The sequence below is a fragment of the Paenibacillus sp. sgz302164 genome (genome assembly GCF_056120505.1).
The window spans coordinates 170,225-189,927 of the sequence record NZ_JBVYOL010000013.1; the positions used below are offsets into that span (position 1 = coordinate 170,225).

17 protein-coding genes and 1 other annotated feature are annotated in these 19,703 nt (G+C 55.3%); of the genes, 16 read left to right on the top strand and 1 reads right to left on the bottom strand.

What is annotated here, in order from left to right:
• Positions 1-3: 3 nt before the first annotated feature.
• The 12 genes from AC0LWT_RS21895 (at position 4) to leuS (ending at position 12,577) form a co-directional block, all read left to right on the top strand.
• Positions 4-1,287 (top strand): DUF58 domain-containing protein, encoded by a 1,284-nt coding sequence (locus tag AC0LWT_RS21895; protein WP_474683396.1) that lies wholly within the window; start codon positions 4-6, stop codon positions 1,285-1,287.
• Complete coding sequence (locus tag AC0LWT_RS21900) at positions 1,280-3,511, top strand: DUF4129 domain-containing transglutaminase family protein (protein ID WP_474683397.1); 2,232 nt, start codon at positions 1,280-1,282, stop codon at positions 3,509-3,511. Before AC0LWT_RS21895 ends, AC0LWT_RS21900 begins: the two co-directional genes overlap by 8 nt.
• A gap of 151 nt (positions 3,512-3,662) precedes the next feature.
• Positions 3,663-4,163 carry a YqeG family HAD IIIA-type phosphatase gene (locus AC0LWT_RS21905; RefSeq protein ID WP_474683398.1) on the top strand — a complete coding sequence of 167 codons (501 nt, stop codon included), beginning with the start codon at positions 3,663-3,665 and terminating at the stop codon, positions 4,161-4,163.
• A gap of 9 nt (positions 4,164-4,172) precedes the next feature.
• Positions 4,173-5,288, top strand: a complete 1,116-nt coding sequence (gene yqeH, locus AC0LWT_RS21910) for a ribosome biogenesis GTPase YqeH (protein ID WP_474683399.1) — start codon at positions 4,173-4,175, stop codon at positions 5,286-5,288.
• Between the two features lie 25 nt (positions 5,289-5,313).
• On the top strand, positions 5,314-6,180 hold the full coding sequence (locus tag AC0LWT_RS21915) for a shikimate dehydrogenase (protein WP_474683463.1): 867 nt from the start codon (positions 5,314-5,316) through the stop codon (positions 6,178-6,180).
• Between the two features lie 13 nt (positions 6,181-6,193).
• Positions 6,194-6,487 carry a ribosome assembly RNA-binding protein YhbY gene (gene yhbY / locus AC0LWT_RS21920; protein WP_474683400.1) on the top strand — a complete coding sequence of 98 codons (294 nt, stop codon included), beginning with the start codon at positions 6,194-6,196 and terminating at the stop codon, positions 6,485-6,487.
• A gap of 12 nt (positions 6,488-6,499) precedes the next feature.
• Positions 6,500-7,093: a nicotinate-nucleotide adenylyltransferase gene (locus tag AC0LWT_RS21925; RefSeq protein ID WP_474683401.1), complete on the top strand. Its 594-nt coding sequence runs from the start codon at positions 6,500-6,502 to the stop codon at positions 7,091-7,093.
• Positions 7,077-7,655, top strand: coding sequence for a bis(5'-nucleosyl)-tetraphosphatase (symmetrical) YqeK (gene yqeK / locus AC0LWT_RS21930; protein WP_474683402.1), 579 nt, complete (start codon positions 7,077-7,079; stop codon positions 7,653-7,655). The genes AC0LWT_RS21925 and yqeK overlap by 17 nt, the downstream gene beginning before the upstream one ends.
• A gap of 12 nt (positions 7,656-7,667) precedes the next feature.
• Complete coding sequence (gene rsfS / locus AC0LWT_RS21935; protein ID WP_474683403.1) at positions 7,668-8,015, top strand: ribosome silencing factor; 348 nt, start codon at positions 7,668-7,670, stop codon at positions 8,013-8,015.
• Positions 8,012-8,899 carry a CvfB family protein gene (locus tag AC0LWT_RS21940; RefSeq protein ID WP_474683404.1) on the top strand — a complete coding sequence of 296 codons (888 nt, stop codon included), beginning with the start codon at positions 8,012-8,014 and terminating at the stop codon, positions 8,897-8,899. Before rsfS ends, AC0LWT_RS21940 begins: the two co-directional genes overlap by 4 nt.
• Before the next feature lie 7 nt (positions 8,900-8,906).
• On the top strand, positions 8,907-9,668 hold the full coding sequence (locus tag AC0LWT_RS21945; protein ID WP_474683405.1) for a class I SAM-dependent DNA methyltransferase: 762 nt from the start codon (positions 8,907-8,909) through the stop codon (positions 9,666-9,668).
• Positions 9,669-9,765: 97 nt separating this feature from the next.
• Positions 9,766-10,018: a binding site (T-box leader), on the top strand.
• Positions 10,019-10,117: 99 nt separating this feature from the next.
• Complete coding sequence (gene leuS, locus AC0LWT_RS21950; protein ID WP_474683406.1) at positions 10,118-12,577, top strand: leucine--tRNA ligase; 2,460 nt, start codon at positions 10,118-10,120, stop codon at positions 12,575-12,577.
• Positions 12,578-12,617: 40 nt separating this feature from the next.
• Here the strand turns inward: leuS and comER are convergent, their stop codons facing one another.
• Positions 12,618-13,448 (bottom strand): late competence protein ComER, encoded by an 831-nt coding sequence (comER, locus tag AC0LWT_RS21955; protein ID WP_474683407.1) that lies wholly within the window; start codon positions 13,446-13,448, stop codon positions 12,618-12,620.
• Positions 13,449-13,603: 155 nt separating this feature from the next.
• Here comER and AC0LWT_RS21960 point away from each other — a divergent pair, with 155 nt between their 5' ends.
• From AC0LWT_RS21960 to AC0LWT_RS21975, 4 genes are all read left to right on the top strand, one after another.
• On the top strand, positions 13,604-14,131 hold the full coding sequence (locus AC0LWT_RS21960) for a ComEA family DNA-binding protein (RefSeq protein WP_474683408.1): 528 nt from the start codon (positions 13,604-13,606) through the stop codon (positions 14,129-14,131).
• Between the two features lie 69 nt (positions 14,132-14,200).
• Positions 14,201-15,493, top strand: a complete 1,293-nt coding sequence (locus AC0LWT_RS21965) for a homocysteine synthase (protein ID WP_474683409.1) — start codon at positions 14,201-14,203, stop codon at positions 15,491-15,493.
• Between the two features lie 21 nt (positions 15,494-15,514).
• Positions 15,515-16,027 carry a deoxycytidylate deaminase gene (locus AC0LWT_RS21970; protein WP_474683410.1) on the top strand — a complete coding sequence of 171 codons (513 nt, stop codon included), beginning with the start codon at positions 15,515-15,517 and terminating at the stop codon, positions 16,025-16,027.
• A gap of 1,017 nt (positions 16,028-17,044) precedes the next feature.
• Positions 17,045-19,600 (top strand): ComEC/Rec2 family competence protein, encoded by a 2,556-nt coding sequence (locus AC0LWT_RS21975; protein WP_474683411.1) that lies wholly within the window; start codon positions 17,045-17,047, stop codon positions 19,598-19,600.
• Positions 19,601-19,703 lie beyond the last annotated feature (103 nt).

Consider the following 19,703-nt stretch of genomic DNA (forward strand, 5'->3'; position numbering starts at 1 on the left):
CGCATGAACAGACTGTTCATAGGGCGGACGGGGGAACGGCCCCGTTTTCCGACAGGCTTGTGGATCGTGACTTTTTGCTTGGCCGGCAGTTTGCTTTTTTTGCTTTTTCAAGGCGGCAAGCTGGCCGCCATGCTTTTTTTAACCGTCTTGATTTTATCCGTATATTTGCTGCTGGGAAATTGGAGCGGAGTGAAGAGAACGCAGGGCTCCCGCAAGCTGGCGGGCTCCGAGCAGCTCGCCGAGCTCGATGCCGGACAAACGCTGCAGGTTGGCATTCATGTGCAAATTCCCGGCTTTTGGCCGATTCCTTATGTGATGATCCGCGATCAACTCATCCGGCAGAACGGGGAAGAAACGGTTTTCGAGGGAACGCTCGTTCCGGACTGGAGACGCAGAGGGGAGCTTGTGTACAGCACGCCTCCTTTGCGGCGCGGGCTGTACCGCTTCGGGCTTACGGAGTGCCTTACGGAAGATATTTTCGGCTTTTTCGAGCATAAAGGACGTCTGGAACTTCAGCAGCAGGTTATCGTTTACCCGCAAACCGTGCCGATCCGTGAATGGGTGCAGTTTCATCAAATGCTCAAAGGGCTGCAGCACCATTCCACGACTACCCGCGCTCACCGCGAAACGACGCAGATCAACGGCGTGCGCGAGTACATTTACGGGGACCGCCTGTCGCGGATTCATTGGGGAGCGACGGCGAAGACCGGAACGTGGAAATCCAAAGAGTTCGAACGGGAATCGCTGCCGAAGACGATCGTTCTGCTCGACCGTTCCAGCCGTGCGTACCGGAATGCCGCCGAATTCGAGCTGGCGGTATCGGTGACCGCTTCTCTGTTCCGCTACGCTTCCAGCCGCGATCTGGCGCTGGGCTTGCTGTCGACCGGGAAGGAAGCCGCTTACTTCGAACCGAGACAAAGCCAGAATCATCACAAGCAAATTATGAATCATCTTGTCGGCATCGAACCAGACGGCTTTTATTCGCTTGGGAACATCGTGAAAGACCGTTCGCGCCAGCTTCCGCCAGGCTGCTTTTTTGTCATCGTTTCGCCGCAGCACGACGCGCCGATGATGCAGCTGCTGCATCAAGTCCATCATTTGCAAATGAACCCTTGCCACATGTGGATTCATACGGCTCCTCCGGCCGCGCCCGCCAAGCAGGCGCCGGGCGAAGGAGAGGCGGCCGATTGGCTCAAACAGGTCCGGTCCCAAGGATATACGGGTTACGAGATCGGCCAACTGGCCGATCTGCCTAACCTGCTGGGGGGAGCGAAGCGGTATGCGTAATTCCCGTTGGAGACGAATATTGCTGACCGATTGGCCGCAGCGGATGACGGCGCTTTTGACCGGGCTTTTCTTGTACCAATACGTATTGTGGATTCAGCTGGAGCAGGTCATCTGGCTGAAAGAAACTGTCGCCCTCGTCAGCGGAACTTTGGTTGTGACCGGGCTGGCGTACTTTGTTCCCGGCTTGCACAAAGTTTGGCGCGGCGTCATCCAATTGCTGCTTATTATCGTTTGGCATGGCTTGTACCTGAATTATCACTTTGTCCCTGTAAAAATCAAGTCTTTGGAAACGTTATGGCAATTTGCGGCTCAAAATACAAGCCAGATCGAGCCCTTTATCTGGTTCGGTTTGGCGGCATGGCTGGCTTATTTGGCGGCGATGCATTTCTTCCAGTCCAGGTTCCGCATCTTTGTGCTAATCGTAGTCAGCGTGCTGTTTTTCGCCGTGCGGGATTCTTTCAGCGTGTTTTATTTGTGGCCGCAAGTCGCGATGGTGCTGTTCTGCGGGCTGTCCTTGCTGGTCATTCAGCATTTCAACGGATTAAAGCACCGCGCACCGGTCATTTGGGAAGCGATCAGCGAGTATCCTTCCTCCATCGGCCTGCCCATCGTGCTGATCGTTGCCGTAACGGTGTTCGTCGGAGCGCTTGCGCCTTCCATCGATCCGCTGCTGACGGATCCGTATACGGCCTGGAAAAAAAGCCGCGGCGAGGCTGTTCCGCTGCTCGGCAAAGGGGTCAGCGTAACGGCGTCGACGGCGGACGCCTCATCCGGCTACAGCCGGGACGATTCGAAATTGGGCGGCGGCTTCCGGTACGATTATTCGCCGGTCATGACCGTCGTCGCTTCCAAACGGACCTATTTCCGCGGGGAAACCAGAGCGTTGTACAACGGATCGGGCTGGGAAATGAGCGATGCGGAGAAAAAGCTCCCGGTCAGCTACGTCAATGCCGGCAATTTGCGGCAGGATCCGCGGTTCAATACGTCGCTGCTGCAGACCAAGGAAGTGACGCAGGACATCGTCATGGAAAAAGAGGAAGCGTACCCGGTGCTGTTCGGCGGCTTTCCGATTCAAAAAGTCGCGGAAATCAACAAAGGCGAAAATCCGTTTCACCTTCTTCTCTGGTCGCCCAGGCAGTCCGAGCTGCGCTTTAACGGCGAGGGCGCTTATCCGAAGGAGTATACAATCGTCAGCCAGCAAGCGATCCTCGACGAGGAAGGTCTGCGCAAGGTGAATGTCGACTATTCGCAGAGGGCGGACTGGAGCGAGTATTTGCAGCTTCCCGCCGACCTTCCCGCCCGCGTCAAGCAGTTGGCCGCCGATATAACGAAACCGGGAAACAATGCCTACGACAAAGCCCGGCTGCTTGAAAAATATTTGAACGAAACGTATCCGTATACGAATACGCCGGACGAAAGCAAAGGCAAAAGCAAAGATTTCACAGACCGCTTCTTATTCGAAATCAAGCAGGGGTACTGCGATTACTACTCGACCGCGATGGCCGTGCTCGCCCGTTCGATCGGCCTGCCTACGCGCTGGGTAAAAGGGTACACCTCCGGCACGGCTCAAATGCCTGACGAGCTGCGCGATTTCGGAGCGATCAGCCAGTATATGCAAAACGTCGATGTGGACGGCGCAGGCACATACACGGTGAGAAATTCCGACGCCCATTCCTGGGTCGAAATTTATTTCGAGGGCTACGGCTGGATTTCGTTCGAGCCTACGTCCGGGTTCAGGCTTCCAAACGTGTATCCCGAGGCGCAGCCTGTGCCGACGGCTACTCCGGCCATCGATACCACTGTCAGCGAAACGCCCGTAGCCGAAAGCAAAGCAAGCTTTCCATGGGTGAAACTGGCCGTAGCGGGAGCCATTCTGCTGGTTGTGCTCGCAGCGGCTGTGTATTTGCTAGTGAAAAAGGGCGTCTTGAAAATAGGGACATCCGACGAAAGGAAGCAGCAGGCCGTCAATTTCAATGAAAAAATTGTTGCGGACTTCGAAAAGCTGCAGCGTTTCAGCAGGCGCAAAGGCTACCGGCGTCAGGAGCATGAGACGATCCGCGAGGCGATTCTCCGCTGGACGGCGCAAAGCACATGGCTGAAGGCGGATCTGGACGCGCTGCTGCATTTGTTCGAGCAGGCGAAATACAGCCAGGCCGCTTCCACGGAGAGCGATTATTTGACTGCCGCTCAAACGATCGCCAGAATCAAAGAACAGATGAAATAATCTGGGAGACTCCTAGCGGGCCACTCGCCAACCTGGCGGGTGGCCTTCATGTGCCGTGAGCGGGGAAACGCTCTACTATTTTTTTGCAACAAATCGGGCACTATGGTATAGTTTCACGTATATGTAGAGGAACTATTTGGAGGGAAATCGTTTGCTGAAAAAGCTCGTGCCCAGACAGTCCGTGAATTCGATTTACGATATAGATTTCGAGCATCTTTGGGGGTTCGGAGTCCGCGGAATTATTACGGATCTTGATAATACGCTCGTAGGGGCGCGGGATCCGCACGCAACTCCGGAGCTGATTGAATGGCTGAAGCGTGTGCAGCAACTCGGTTTTAAAGTGGTCATTGTCTCGAACAATCGCCGCAGCCGCGTTTCGGCTTTTGCCGATCCTATCGGCATCCCCTTTATTTACCAGGCGAAAAAGCCGACGAACGTCTCGTTTCTCAAAGCGATGAAGCTGCTCGGAACGAACGTCAGGCAAACCGCCGTGATCGGCGATCAAATGCTGACCGACGTGCTCGGCGGCAACCGGATGGGGCTCTATACGATTCTCGTAAAGCCGATTTCAATCGGGGATGAAGGCTTTTTCACGAAAATTAACCGCCGCATCGAGAAGTTGGCGTTATCGCTAATGAACAAACAGTCTTAGGGAGGATTCATGAGTCAGGAAGAAATTATGCATTGCGCAGGCTGCGGCGTCGAGCTGCAGATCGAAGAGCCGGCGAAGCTCGGATACGTGCCGGTGGAGGCTTTTCAGAAAGAGCCGATTATTTGCCAGCGCTGTTACCGGATCAAGCATTATAATGAAGCGTCGAGCATGACTTTGCAGCAGGACGATTTTTTGAAGCTGCTTGGCTCGATCGGGCAAAAGAACGCGCTGGTCGTCAATATCGTCGATATATTCGATTTTGAAGGCAGCATGATAAGCGGCTTGTCGCGTTTTGTCGGCAATAATCCGATCGTGCTGGTCGTGAATAAAATAGACCTTTTGCCCAAAGTGACGAACCCGAACAAAATTATTAACTGGGTGCAGCGGCGGGCCAAGGAGCACAGTCTGAAAGTTGTGGAAATCGTGCTTTGCAGCGCTAAAAAAAATATGGGCTTTGACAGGGTGATCGCAGCGGTCCAGCAGCATCGCGGCAACCGGAACATCTATGTCGTCGGCGCGACGAATGTCGGGAAATCGACGCTGATTAACCGCCTGATCGCCGATTACAGCGATTTGGAAGCGGAGCTTACGACTTCGCAATATCCGGGGACAACGCTGGATTTGGTCAAAATTCCGCTGGACGACGGCAAATCCATCATAGATACGCCGGGAATCGTATACACGCACAGGCTGACCGAGGTTATTACAAAACGGGACTTGTCCAAAGTGATGCCGGGCAAGCCGGTGAAGCCGACGGTGTTTCAGCTGAACGACGGACAGACGCTGTTTTTCGGCGCTCTGGCCCGGTTTGATTTTATTCGCGGAGATCACCAATCGTTTACCTGCTATATGTCCAATGCGATCCAGATTCACCGGACGAAGCTGGAGCGCGCCGACGAGCTGTATGCGAACCATAGGGGAGAAATGCTGGTTCCGCCGGTCAAGGAGGATTTGGACGAACTTCCGAAGCTGGTCAAGCATCCGATCCGCATTCCGCGGGGCACGCGCATGGATGTGCTCATTTCCGGGCTCGGCTGGATCAAAGTGAACAGCGACGCCGGAGCGGAATTGGCGGTTCATGCGCCCAAGGGGACGAAAGTTATTGCGCGCGAGTCGCTGATATAGCTTATCGCTTGATGAGGGGGATATGATGGAGAATAACCGGACATTGGACAGCCATACCGTGCTGTATGGCGTTTTTGGGGATCCGATTCGGCATTCGCGTTCGCCGATTATGCTGAACAGAGCTTTTCGTGAGGCTGGGCTCAACGCGGCTTACGCTGCTTTTCACGTTCGTCCGGAGGAACTGAAAGAGGCCGTGTACGGCATCCGGGCGCTCGGCTTTCGCGGCGTGAACGTAACGATACCGCACAAGGTCGAAGTGATGCAGTACTTGGACGAGATCGATGAAGGCGCTAGGGTGATCGGCGCTGTCAATACGATTGTTAACGACGGAGGCCGGCTGGTCGGCTACAATACCGACGGCATCGGCTACGTCCGTTCCTTGAAAGAGGAGACGGGCGTCGATCTTCGGGGCAAGACCGTTATTTTGCTCGGCGCGGGCGGAGCGGCCAGAGGCGTCGGATACGCGCTCGCCAAGGAAGGCGCGGCCCGTATTTTGATCGCGAACCGGACCAAGGAGCGGGCGGTTAGCCTGGCGGCGACGCTCGGCGCGTTCACGCATGCCGTCGGGCTAGGGCTTGACGAGCTCGCTGGGATCGCCGGCGAAGCGGATCTGATCGTCAATACGACCTCGGCGGGGATGCATCCGAACGTCGAGGAGCTGCCGATGCCCGCGGAGCTCATTGCGGAGCGGCATCTGGCCAGCGACCTGATCTACAATCCGCGCATTACCCGCTTCCTTCGCGAAGCGGAAGCGCGAGGAGCCCGCATTCACGGCGGGCTCGGCATGTTTATATATCAAGGGGCTTACGCATTTGAATACTGGACCGGCACGCCTGCTCCCGTCGCAGCGATGAGGCAGGTCGTCGAGCAATCGTTAGCCGAAAAAGAATAGAGGGGCTTTTAGCATGTTAACTGGTAAACAAAAACGTTATTTGCGGTCTTTGGCGCACCACCTGGACCCGATTTTTCAAGTCGGCAAAGGCGGGGTTAACGATCATTTGATCCGCCATATTCAGGAAGCGCTTGAAGTCAGGGAGCTGATCAAAGTGACCGTGCTCAACAACAGCGGGGAGGACCGGGGCGAGGTAGGCACCGAACTGTCGGAGAAATCAGGCGCCGAGCTCGTGCAGGTTATCGGAAAAATTATCGTGCTGTACAAGGAATCGCGGGATCACAAAAAGATCGAGCTGCCCGTTTAAAGAGGTGGGAGCATGCTGGTCGGAATCATGGGAGGCACCTTCGATCCGATTCATACGGGTCATTTGATCGCGGCGGAGCGGGCGAGGGTTGGAGCAGGACTGGACGAAGTGTGGCTGATGCCGGCGAACGTGCCGCCGCATAAGCCGAATGCGCCGGCGGCGACGGCGGAGCAGCGCTGGAGCATGGTATGCCTGGCGGCGGAGGGCAATCCTTTTTTTCGTGCGATTGATGTTGAAATTACGAAAGGCGGCGTATCCTATAGTATCGATACGATCGAACTGCTGTGCGAGCGGCATCCCGAAGCGGAGTTCGCCTACATTGTCGGAGCGGATATGGTCGAATATTTGCCGAGGTGGCACCGCATTGACGATATCGTAAGCCGCATCCGCTTCATTGGTCTGGCAAGACCGGGCTACGAGCTGGATATGGAAGTTCTTCCGCCGCACATCCGGGAGAGGGTTACGATCGCGCCGATGCCGCTGGTGGAAATTTCATCGTCGGCCATCCGGGAAGAAATACGGGCGGGAGGCTCCGTGCGCTACCTCGTTCCGGATGCCGTGCATGCTTACATGGAGGTGAACGGTTTATATGAATCGGAGTCGTGAGCAGCTTATCGAGGCGGTCAAAGAACAGATGCCCGAGAAGCGCTGGCTGCATACGCTGGGCGTCATGGAAACCGCGGTTCGATTGGCCGAGCGGTTCGGCGCCGATCCGGTGAAAGCGGATTTGGCGGCGATTTTGCACGATTATTGCAAATATTGGCCGATTCAGGAGCAGGCGAACATTATCCGGGAAAACGGGCTTCCACAAGACCTGCTCGATTATGACAAGGAACTTTGGCATTCTCACTCAGGCGCTTTTATCGCGCAAACGGAGTTCGGCGTGGACGATGAGGAAGTGCTGGACGCGATCCGTTATCATACGTCCGGCCGGGAGCGGATGACGCTGCTGGACAAAGTGGTTTGCCTGGCCGACTATATCGAGCCGGGGCGCGATTTTCCAGGCGTGCATAATATTCGCGAAATCGCTGAACATAGTCTTGAAAAGGCGCTGGTCGCCGGCTTCGATTCGACGATCGGTTTTCTTTTGACAAAAGGCAAACGGATTTATCCGTTAACGATATTAACCCGCAACAATTTGTTGACGCAAGCAAACAATCAATTATAGGAGGATGATGGAATGAGCATGACCCCAGAAGCAATTATGGCTTTAGTGGTGGAAGCTGCGGAGGATAAAAAGGCGATGAACGTAGTGGCGCTGAATTTGCAGGGCATTTCGCTCGTCGCCGATTACTTCGTCATTTGCCACGGCAATTCGGAGACCCAAGTGCAGGCGATTGCCACCGAAGCCAGAAAAAAAGCGCAGGAGCACGGCGTGCGGATCAGAGGCTATGAAGGAGTCGATACCGCAAGATGGGTGCTGCTGGATCTGGGTGATGTTGTTCTTCACGTATTCCACCGCGATGACCGCGAATATTACAACATCGAGAGATTATGGTCCGACGCCAAGGTTGTGGAACGCGTATGAGCATGAATGCGGGAACGCTAGTCAGCCTTGAGGTCGCGAGAGAAATTCCGCCCAACGGATATTTTTTGACCGACGGCAATCAGGATGTGCTGCTCCCTTACGGAGAGACGGCAGGCCCGGTGAAGCCCGGGGAACGCGTAGAAGTGTTTTTGTTCCACGATACGCAGGACCGCCTGATGGCGACGATGAAACGCCCGCTTCTGCTGCTGGGCGAGGTCGCTCTGCTGGAAGTCGTCGATATCCATCCCCGTTTCGGCTATTTTCTCGAAATGGGGCTTGGGCGGAACTTGCTTCTGCCCTACAAACATGTGCCTGAGCTGGAGACGCTCCGCCCTTTGGTCGGGGACAAGGTGTACGCCACTTTAGCCCACGACCGTCAGGGGCGTCTGATCGCCAAGCTCGCCGCCGAGGAAGACTTGGCGCCGCTGTGCGTGCGCGCTCCTTCCGCCTGGAAGAACCGCTATGTCGACGCCAGAGTGTATAAGCCGCTGCAGATGGGGACGTTCGTCGTCTGCGATGCGGGAGTGCTGGGCTTCGGCATCATCGGCATGATCGCCACGCCGGAGCGGACGCGTCTGCTGCGCGTAGGCGAGCAGGTCAATGTGCGGGTCGTATTCGTCCGCGAGGAGGACGGCCGCGTCAATTTGTCGATGCGTCTGCCGAAGGAAAAAGGGCGCGACGAAGACGCGGAGCGCATCCTCGCCTTTTTGCGCGAGCGGCCGGGCGGCGCGATGCCGTATTCCGACCAGACGGCGGCGGATACGATAGCCGCCCGCTTCGGCATGAGCAAATCGGCTTTCAAGCGGGCGCTTGGCAAGCTGATGAAGGAAGGGCTCATCTATCAGCAGGAAAACTGGACCCATCTGAAACAAGAGGAGACGTAAGAGCAGGATGAGTTACGAAGGGTTTGCTTATACGTACGATCGTTTGATGGAGGACATGCCGTACGGGGATTGGCTTCGTTTTACGAGAGAGGGTTGGAAGCGGTACGGTCTGCATCCGGTCACGGTCGTTGACCTGGGCTGCGGCACGGGCAACCTGGCGATTCCGCTCGCATTGGAAGGATACCGGGTGACGGGCGTCGATCTGTCGGACGACATGCTTGCCGTTGCTCAGCAGAAGGCTGAGCGGCACGGAGCGCTGGCGAGAAACGGCGCGCTGACCTGGGTGCAGCAGGACCTGCGCGAATGGGAGCTGGCCGAGCAGGCGGATGCCGCCATTTCGTTCTGCGACTGCTTGAACTATTTGCTGGAGGAAGAGGATATCATTCAAGCTTTCCGGCAAACGTACCAAGGGTTGAAGCCGGGCGGGCTGTTCCTGTTTGATGTACACACCCCCGAGCAGCTGATCGCTTATGCCGATACGCAGCCTTTTTTTCTGAACGAGGACGATGTTTCCTACATCTGGACGAGCGAGCTGGACGAAAGCCGGATGCAAATCGAGCATGACCTGACCATTTTTGTTCGGGACGGACAAGTCCCCGGCGTCTTCCGCCGCATCGATGAAGTGCATGCTCAGCGTGCCTATCCGTTGTCCTGGATCAAGGAGCAGCTGCTGGCGGCAGGATTCAGCGACGTTCAGGAAGCAGCCGATTTTGCGTGGGAGCCGCCGCGGCGCGGAACGGAGCGGGCTTTTTTCGCGGCGCGCAAATAGGCGGCAGGCGGACATCGCCGGGGCATCGGCCTAATATCGGCCGGCCTACTTGACAGAGCTGCATTTTTTTGCATATAATCATAGCTAATTGGATTGGTTAAAAGCTTTGACGAGGAATAGTAGCTTCCCGCAGCATCTACCAGAGAGCCGGTATCAGGTGAAAGCCGGCAGATGCTAGCCAAGCGAACTCGCCTCCGAGCTGGAAGGTGAACCATCGCATGAGGTCTTTAGGAGACCGGCGGTGCTAGCCGGATCGTCTCACCCGCGTTAAGGGGCAGAGTGAACATGGGCGAAGCACGCCTGATGTTAACTAGGGTGGTACCACGGGAATCAAACCTCCCGTCCCTAGCGATTGCGCTAGCGACGGGAGGTTTTTTGGCGCTTGCGGGAAGTCCCCGACGCGCACTTTAATCATGCCTGCAAAGCATGCAGGCTGGGAGGATTTGGACATGTCGCAGGAGATCAGAGAAACTAGAGAACAGCAAGGCTACAACCCGCTCGCTATCGAGCCCAAATGGCAGCAGTACTGGGATGAGAAGAAGACGTTCAAAGTGCTTGAAAATTCGGACCGACCGAAATTTTACGCCCTTGACATGTTCCCGTATCCGTCGGGAGCGGGGCTGCACGTCGGGCATCCGGAAGGCTATACGGCGACGGATATCGTCTCCCGCTTCAAGCGGATGAGAGGCTACAACGTCCTGCATCCGATGGGCTGGGACGCGTTCGGCCTGCCGGCCGAGCAGTACGCTTTGGACACGGGGAACGACCCGCGCGAGTTCACGAACAAGAACATCGACACGTTCCGCCGTCAAATCAAATCGCTCGGCTTTTCTTACGATTGGGACCGCGAGATCAGCACGACCGATCCGGAGTATTACAAATGGACACAGTGGATTTTTATCCAGCTGTACAAAAAAGGGCTCGCCTACGTCGACGAAGTTCCGGTCAACTGGTGTCCGGCGCTCGGTACGGTGCTGGCGAACGAAGAAGTGATCGACGGGCTCAGCGAACGCGGCAGCCATCCGGTTATCCGCAAGCCGATGCGCCAGTGGATTTTGAAAATTACCGAGTATGCGGAGCGCCTGCTCGAAGACCTGGAGGAGCTTGACTGGTCGGAAAGCATCAAGGACATGCAGCGCAACTGGATCGGCAAATCCAAGGGCGCCGAAGTGCAGTTCGCGATCGATGGGCATGACAACCGCAGCCTGACCGTTTTTACGACGCGTCCCGATACGCTGTTCGGCGCCACTTACTGCGTACTTGCGCCTGAGCATGAGCTTGTGGCGGCGATTACGACTGCGGAGCAAGAAGCCGCAATCAAAGAATATCAGGACAAGGCGGCGCGCAAAAGCGATCTGGAGCGCACGGACTTGGCCAAGGACAAAACCGGCGTATTCACGGGCGCTTATGCGATCAATCCGGTTAACGGCGCGAAGGTGCCGATCTGGATTGCCGACTACGTGCTCGGCGGCTACGGCACAGGCGCGATTATGGCCGTTCCGGGCCATGACCAACGCGACTGGGAATTCGCGAAGCAATTCGGACTGCCGATCATTGAAGTCGTACAGGGCGGCGATGTGCAGAAGGAAGCGTATGCCGGCGACGGCGCGCACGTCAATTCCGAGCTGCTGAACGGCCTGAACAACGAGCAGGCGATCGGCCGGATGATCGAATGGCTGGAGCAAAACGGCAAAGGCCGCGGCAAAGTTACTTACAGGCTGAGAGACTGGCTGTTCAGCCGTCAAAGATATTGGGGAGAGCCGATCCCGATTCTCCATCTCGAAGACGGCACAATGAAACCGGTGCCGGAGGACCAGCTTCCGCTGCTGCTTCCGGAAGTGGACGAAATCAAACCGTCCGGAACGGGCGAATCGCCGCTGGCGAACGTCGCGGAGTGGGTCAACACGATCGATCCCGAGACAGGCATGAAAGCCCGCCGCGAGACGAATACGATGCCGCAGTGGGCCGGCAGCTGCTGGTACTACCTGCGCTTCATCGATCCGCGAAATGACAAGGAGCTGTGCTCCCACGACAAGCAGCAGCAATGGCTGCCGGTCGACTTGTACATCGGCGGCGCCGAGCACGCGGTTCTTCACCTTCTGTATGCCCGTTTCTGGCATAAAGTGCTGTACGACCTCGGGGTTGTCCATACGAAGGAGCCGTTCCACAAGCTCGTCAACCAAGGCATGATTCTCGGCGAAAATATGGAGAAAATGAGCAAATCCCGCGGCAATGTCGTCAATCCGGACGATATCGTCGGTGAATTCGGCGCGGATACGCTGCGCATGTACGAAATGTTCATGGGGCCGCTCGAAGCGACGAAGCCGTGGAACACGACGGGCGTCGAAGGAATTTACCGCTTCCTGAACCGCGTTTGGAGATTGTTCGTGGACGAGAACGGCAGCGTTCATCCGAAAATCAGCGCCGAGGAAACGCTTGGCAGCGATACGTTCAAGCGCACATGGCACCGCACGATCAAAAAAATAACCGAGGACTACGAAGCCCTGCGGTTCAATACGGCGATCAGCCAGTTGATGATTTTCGTCAACGAGGCTTATAAGACCGAGCGTCTGCCGCTCGAAGCGATGCAAAACTTTGTTCAAATGCTGTCCCCGATCGCACCGCACTTGGCGGAAGAGCTTTGGGAGAAGCTTGGCGGCGGCGAGTCCATCACCTATGTGCCATGGCCTTCCTACGACGAAGCTTGGACAGTTGACAACGAAGTTGAAATCGTTGTTCAGGTCAACGGCAAAATTGTCGACCGCGTGCTGATTTCCAAGGATACGGAAGAAGCGGCTATGCAGCAATTGGCGATGGATCTTGACAAAGTCAAAGAAACGACCGCCGGCAAAACCGTTCGCAAAGTCATCGTCGTTAAAGGAAAACTCGTCAATATCGTTGCAGGTTAACGGAGGAATGATTCCTCATTAGAAGCGGCCCTCGGGAAGGTTACGGCTCAATTGCAAACAGCAGCTCGGCCTTCTCGAGGTCTTCTTTATATTTGGCGTGCGTCGCGCGAATCATCTGAGTGAACATGCCGGACAAATCCGTGGAGTCCATAATACGCAAACCTTCCTCGGTGATGCCCCCAGGTACGGATACGCGTTTTTGCAAGCCTGCAGGGTCAAAGCCTCCCGTCGTCAGCAGCTTTCCGGTGCCCAGCGCCATTTCGCTGGCAAGGAGCGTTGCTTCTTCTTTGGAAATTCCGGTTTCCTCTACGGCGGCATCAATGAAAGCTTGGATGAAATACGATAGAAATGCGGGACCGCAGCTGGATATATCCGAAGAAATCCGCGTATAGTCTTCAGACACCCGTATAGGGGAACTGATGTGCGCCAGCACATTTTCAAGCCATTCCTTATCCTCGGGCTGCATCCGGTTGCCGTGAATGCACAAGGTCACCCCGCTGAGCACGTAATTCGTAATGCTTGGGATAATTTTGCTGATTTTTGCCGGCAGATTGCTTTCCAGATGCCGCAAGAGAACCGGGCTCGTAATAGAAACGACAAAATGGGACGGAAGCACGTCCTCTTTGATTTCATCGATAACCTTTTTGTACTCTCCAGGCTTAATGCACAAAAAAATGACTTCGCTTTGCTGTACGACTTCTTTATTAGAACGGGCGATCTGAAGCCCCGGATACGTCTCCGCCAGCCGATCCGCTTTGCTTGCCGTGCGGTTCGCCGCAATGATTTGTTCCGGATTAAATGCGCCGGAATGAATAAATGCTTCTATCAATATGCTTCCCATACTCCCAGTACCGATGAATCCTGCCTTCATCTAGAAATCCCTCCCGGAAAAAGTTCAGTCACCCTGGTATCCATGTTGCTTGTCACAAAGTTGGATAGAGCTGGGCACATGCCAATTAAGGCGTTATGATGTTTTTTCATGTATATGCTTGCAAACAACCAATGATACCGGAAAGGGGAGAATTCGTGGGTTTATTTGGCAAAAAGGGCGTTATAATCACTCTATCTTCCATTTCTATAGTTTTACTGGCATATACGATATGGCAGTTTGCGATTGGGGGCCGTTCCGCGATTCAAACGAATTTTGTTCCTGTCAACGATCAAATGAAGGAACTGCTTGCCCAAACGGCGCCAAGCCCCGCACCGCGCAGCAGCACGCCGCCATCTTCACCTGCGCCAACGCCTGTTCCATCGTCACCTGCCTTATCTTCCCCGGCTGCCGGCCCGACCTTGGAGCCGAAGCCCGATGCTGCATATCCTTCGCCTTCCGCGGCTCCCGCTGCTGCAAAAAACGGCTTGTTAGACCTGAATTCGGCTACGCTGGAGCAATTGGACGAACTGCCGGGCATCGGAGCCAGCAAAGCGAAAGCGATTCTGGAATACAGGGAGAAAAAGGGGCGGTTTCAAAAAGTCGAGGAACTGGCTGAAGTTAAAGGCATCGGCAAAAAGATGCTTGAAAAATTGAAACCCTACGTCTATGCGGGAAAACTATAGCAATCTTTTCATTTGTCGAATAGTGTGCGAAAATAATAAGGGAAAGATTACCTAAAAGGGGATGACTCAATGTCTAACGAACGCAAATTAAGTATCGAAACGCTTGCCGTGCATGCAGGACAAGAACTGGACCCGACAACGATGTCGCGCGCAGTCCCGCTGTACCAAACTACATCCTATGGTTTCCGCGATACGGAGCATGCCGCGAATTTGTTTGCGCTTAAAGAATTTGGCAACATTTATACGCGTTTGATGAATCCGACCACCGATGTATTCGAAAAGCGGGTCGCTGCGCTGGAAGGCGCGCCTGCGGCGCTTGCGACTGCCTCGGGTCAGGCAGCTATTACATACTCCATCCTGAATATTGCCGGTGCCGGAGATGAAATCGTTTCCGCATCGAGCTTGTACGGAGGCACTTATAATTTATTTTCCACGACATTGTCGAAACTGGGCATCAAGGTCAATTTTGTAGATCCCGGCAATCCCGAAAATTTCCGGGCGGCGATTACAGACCGGACAAAGGCTCTTTACGCGGAAACGATCGGTAATCCGAAAGGCGACGTACTGGATATCGAAGCGGTAGCCGCAATCGCGCATGAGCACGGAATTCCTCTGATTGTGGACAATACGTTCCCAAGCCCTTATTTGCTTCGCCCGATCGAGCACGGTGCAGACATCGTCGTTCACTCGGCTACGAAGTTTATCGGCGGCCACGGCACATCGATCGGCGGCGTTATCGTGGACGGAGGCAAATTCGACTGGCAGGCAAGCGGCAAATTCCCCGGATTGACGGAACCCGACCCAAGTTATCATGGTGTCGTCTATACGGCGGCAGTCGGCCCTATCGCTTATATTATCAAGGCACGCGTGCAATTGCTGCGGGATATGGGAGCCGCGATTTCGCCGTTTAACTCGTTCATGCTGCTGCAAGGTCTTGAAACGCTGCATCTGCGCATGGAGCGCCACAGCTCCAATGCTTTGAAGGTCGCGGAGTTTTTGGAGAATAACGATGCTGTCGAGTGGGTTAACTATGCCGGCCTCAAGAGCCATCCATCTTACGAACTGGCGCAAAAATATTTGCCTAAAGGCCAGGGAGCGATTCTCACGTTCGGCATTAAGGGCGGCCTGGAAGCCGGGCGGAAGGTCATTAATGCCGTGAAGCTGTTTTCGCATTTGGCGAATGTCGGCGATTCCAAGTCGCTGATCATTCATCCGGCCAGCACGACGCATCAGCAGCTCGGTGAGGAAGAGCAAGTTTCGGCCGGCGTTTCGCCGGGCATGATCCGGCTTTCCATCGGTACGGAAGCCATCGACGATATACTCTACGATTTGGATCAAGCGATCAAAGCGAGCCAAGCGTAAAAAGGAGACGAGACAAGGCCAATGAGCACCCGCAAGGATTGGGACACTTATTTTATGGATATCGCGTATATGGCATCGACCCGTTCCCAATGCAGCCGCAGGCATGTAGGCGCTGTGCTGGTTCAGGGCAAAAAGCTGCTCGGAACAGCCTATAACGGGGCTCCGATGGGGGTACCCGATTGCAGCGAAGCCGGCTGCATGCTCGTTGAGGAAATCGAACTGAAAGTGGTCGGCGAGAAGGAGGAAATGGTCCGCAAGCAGCGCTGCATCCGCACGATTCATGCCGAGCAGAACTTGCTCCTCTTTACCGACAGGGAAGACCGTGAGGGCTCGACCGTATACGTAACCGATCAGCCGTGCTGGACTTGCGCGAACATGCTCGCCAACAGCGGAGTGACGGAAATCGTGTTTCATCGCGGTTACCCGAAAGACAGCGAGAAAGTAAGCGGCCTGATGCAAGCCAGAGGCATCGCTTTTCGGGGAATGGAAAGCTACGAGCCTCCGCAGGGTACTCTGTCCGAAGTTGTGAATTAAAGATTTGAAATGGCAAAAAAGAGAAAGCATCTCTTTTCGCAGCCGACGTTACGTCGCGCGGAAGGAGGTGCTTTTTTTTGTTGGAACCGTTCCGGTCTGCGCCTCCTATGCGCACTCTCCCTTTGGCTCAGGAAGGAGCCCGGGGAGCTGCCGATTGCGAATGGCCCCCGTTATGCAATGCTATACCGCGCTTGGGAGAACTTCGCTCAGGCGATTGAAGGTGCTATAGGAATGAGTGCAGCATTACGGTCTGAACCGCCTGTCTTTACGTCCCAATGTGGGCGGCAATACGGAACCGTCTGCTTTCCCAGTCAGACGTGGTGATGTCCATTGGAGTGGGGTAAAGGCGAATCAACCGAGCCATACTTGCCCAGCACTTCTTATGGACGCTATCCCTTTTACTCAGAAGAGGCTCGAGGCTCGGTAGGTATGATTAAGTGCGACGGCTATGTTGCGTTGGGAGCTCGCGTGCGGGCAGCAAAGTGCTGTTCCGCTGAAACGAGGTAAAAGCTGATACCCGTGGATTCGACCACCTGTCGTGCACGCCTAGCGTGGGGCATTGAGGTACTGCAAGAGTACTATTCTGCTAGAAAGAGGCGAAAGCGAATCCATGTGGATTCGACAACCCGCTGTGCAGCACCCAGCGTGGGGCATTGCGGTACTCATGGCGGGGAGGGGCGGGTTAGGTAATGCCGATAGCTGCCCAATCCACAACCATGAGCGAAGGGGATAGCGATCATAAGACGAAGCGCGTTGATACTTTGTAGTCGGCCGCCGTCACGATTGCGCCAGGCGGCCACGATCAGGCCGCGATCGGGTCGCGTTACGCGGCAGATCAAGCTAACTGAACGTTTCATTGGCGGAAAGTCCTGTTCTACGGAATATGAAGCCAACGGATTTACGAAACGATCGATTATTCGGCTGAAGCTGCGTACATTTGTCGATGAAGCGTCATGTACCCCCTGAGCCGCAGGGATAGCGGCCATAAATCATTTGAAAAATAGGAGTGATGTCCGCATGAATCGCCCGGTTGTTCTAGGATGCTGTCTGTGGATAACCGGCTATGTGCTCGCGATGTACGCGAAGCTGCCTTGGTTATCCTTGACCGCCTGCCTGCTGCTGTTGTGTGCGGCAGCAGGGGTGTTTGCGCTCCGGCTGCCTGGACGGCTGCCGGTGTGTGCGTTTTTGCTGGTCGGAGCAGCCATGGGCTACTTCCATTGGACCGACCAGCGCAATGTGTCCGCCCTGCTTCAGCAAGGGCTGAAGCAGGAGCAAATCGACGGCAGCGAGGTCACGCTGCGCGGCCGCATCGCCAGCCCTGTCTCCGTCGACGGCGACAGGGCCAGCTTTACCGTGGAAGCGGAGGATATCCGCTTCCAGGGCACGGACGCTTTCCCGCTGGGCGGGGAAAGCGTGCAGGTTTCGCTGCGCCTGCTCCGGCAGGAGCAGCAGGCGCAGGCGGCGAGCTGGCGGCGCGGCGACGCCTTGGCGCTGCACGGGACGCTGCGCAGCCCGTCCGTGGAACGCAACTTCGGCGGCTTCGACTACCGCCGGTATTTGCGCCTTCACCGCATCCATTGGCTGCTTACAGCCAAAGGAGCGGATCAGGCGCAGGTCGAGCCTGCCAAGCTGCGCTTTAGCGTCGTCCAGTTGCTGCGCCTCAACGACGATTTGCGCGACGCCCTGGGCAGGCGTATGGATCTTATTTTCCCTGCGGCTGAGGCAGGGTTTATGAAAAGCATGCTGATCGGCATGCTGGACGATCTTGATCCTGACCGCTTCCAGCAGTTTTCGGAGCTCGGTCTGACGCATATTTTGGCGATTTCGGGGCTAAATGTCGCTATTTTTCTCGGCGTCTGCATCTGGATCATGAAAAAAATGCGTTTGACAAAAGAAACGTATTTGCTGATCGCAATGCTGCTCATGCCTTTCTATATTCTAGTTACGGGTGCTTCGCCTTCGATTGTACGGGCAGGCCTGATGGCGATTGTCGCTTTGTATGCGGTCAGGCGCGGAATCGTAAAGGATGCGCTGCATATTACGGCGATCGTTGCCTGGTTCATGCTGCTTGTCAATCCTTACTATTTGCTTGATGTCAGCTTTCAGCTCTCCTTTCTGGTGACGATCGGACTTATTGTCGGCGTTCAAAGAGTCAACCTTTTGCTGGAAAAGTTCATTACATCCGGCGCTCTCAGAAATACGATGTCTATTACGATCGTGTCGCAGCTTATTTCTTTTCCGATCTCGATTTATTATTTCAACCAGTTCTCGCTGCTGTCCTGGGTCGCAAATGCTTTCCTTGTTCCCGTCATCAGCATGGTGGTTTTTCCGGCAGGAATCGTGGCCCTTGCGTCCGGGCTCGTATACTTGCCGGCAGGCCAAGGAATCGGTTGGCTGCTTTCGTGGCTGAATAAAGGCGTGTTTTGGATTACGGATGAGCTGCAGCAGTTTCGCCAGTTCAAAATGATTTGGCCGACTCCGAGCATGGCTTGGATTGCGGCATTTTACGGGTTGCTTATCGTGACGTATTTGCTTCTTCACGAACGAAGAAAGCTGAGCGGCGAAGATCCCGGCTTCTCATTGAACCCGGCGGCCGCCTCAGACGGAAAGAAGATCCGGTTAACTCTGTGTCTTGCTCTAAGTACAGCCGGCCTTGTGTTGCTGCTCTATATGGGCTATACGCCCGAGCGGTTCAACCGGTCAGGACTTGTGCAATTTATCGATGTGGGGCAGGGGGATAGCATTTTGATCCGCACTCCTTACGGCCGTCATCTGCTGATTGACGGAGGCGGCACGTTGAGTTTCCGCAAACCCGGGGAGGAGTGGAAGGAGCGGAAAGATCCGTATGAGGTCGGCAAAAAGCTGCTCGTTCCGCTGCTCAAAAAACGCGGCGTACACAAGCTTGACCTGCTTGTTCTGACACATGAGGACGCGGATCATAGCGGAGGTTTGCAGGCGGTCATCGAGCAGGTTCCGGTGCGCAATTTTTTGTTTAACGGTACGGTGAAGCCTAATGCCGGGATAACAAAGCTTTTTGCAACGGCTATGGATCGCCGCATTCCGCTGCTGACGGCAGAGCAGAGTTCCTGGATGCAGATTGACCCGGATACGAGCCTGCACATTTTGCATCCTTTTTCGGGAACCGGGCAAGAGGTGCAGACGGCAGCGGAGCAGAACGGCCATTCTATTGTTTTTTTGCTGGACATGCAGGGTACCCGCTGGCTGTTCACAGGCGATATGGAAAAAGAGACGGAGCGCGCCATTCTCGCACGTGTGGCGGGCGGAGCTGCGGCGGCGGGGGCATCGGCGGCGAAAGAACAGCCTGTCGATGTGCTGAAAGTGGCGCATCACGGCAGCAAAACCTCGACTATGGAAGAGTGGCTAGCTTATTGGCGGCCGGGCACAGCGGTCATTTCCGTCGGCGCGCAAAACAGCTACGGCCACCCGTCGCCCGCCGTTACGGAGCGGCTGCTGCAGCACGGGGCCAGGGTGCTGCGAACAGACACGATGGGGGAGGTTCAACTGGAAGTGAGAGATGGGGCAATATTCGCCAGAACGAGATTTCAGCAGTAAACGGCGCTTCAGCAGGGCAAAGGGAGGGTACATCTTGTATCTTTTTGGCCCAATTCATATAATGAAAGGGTAAATTTTAGTGCGGATGGGACAAACGTCATAA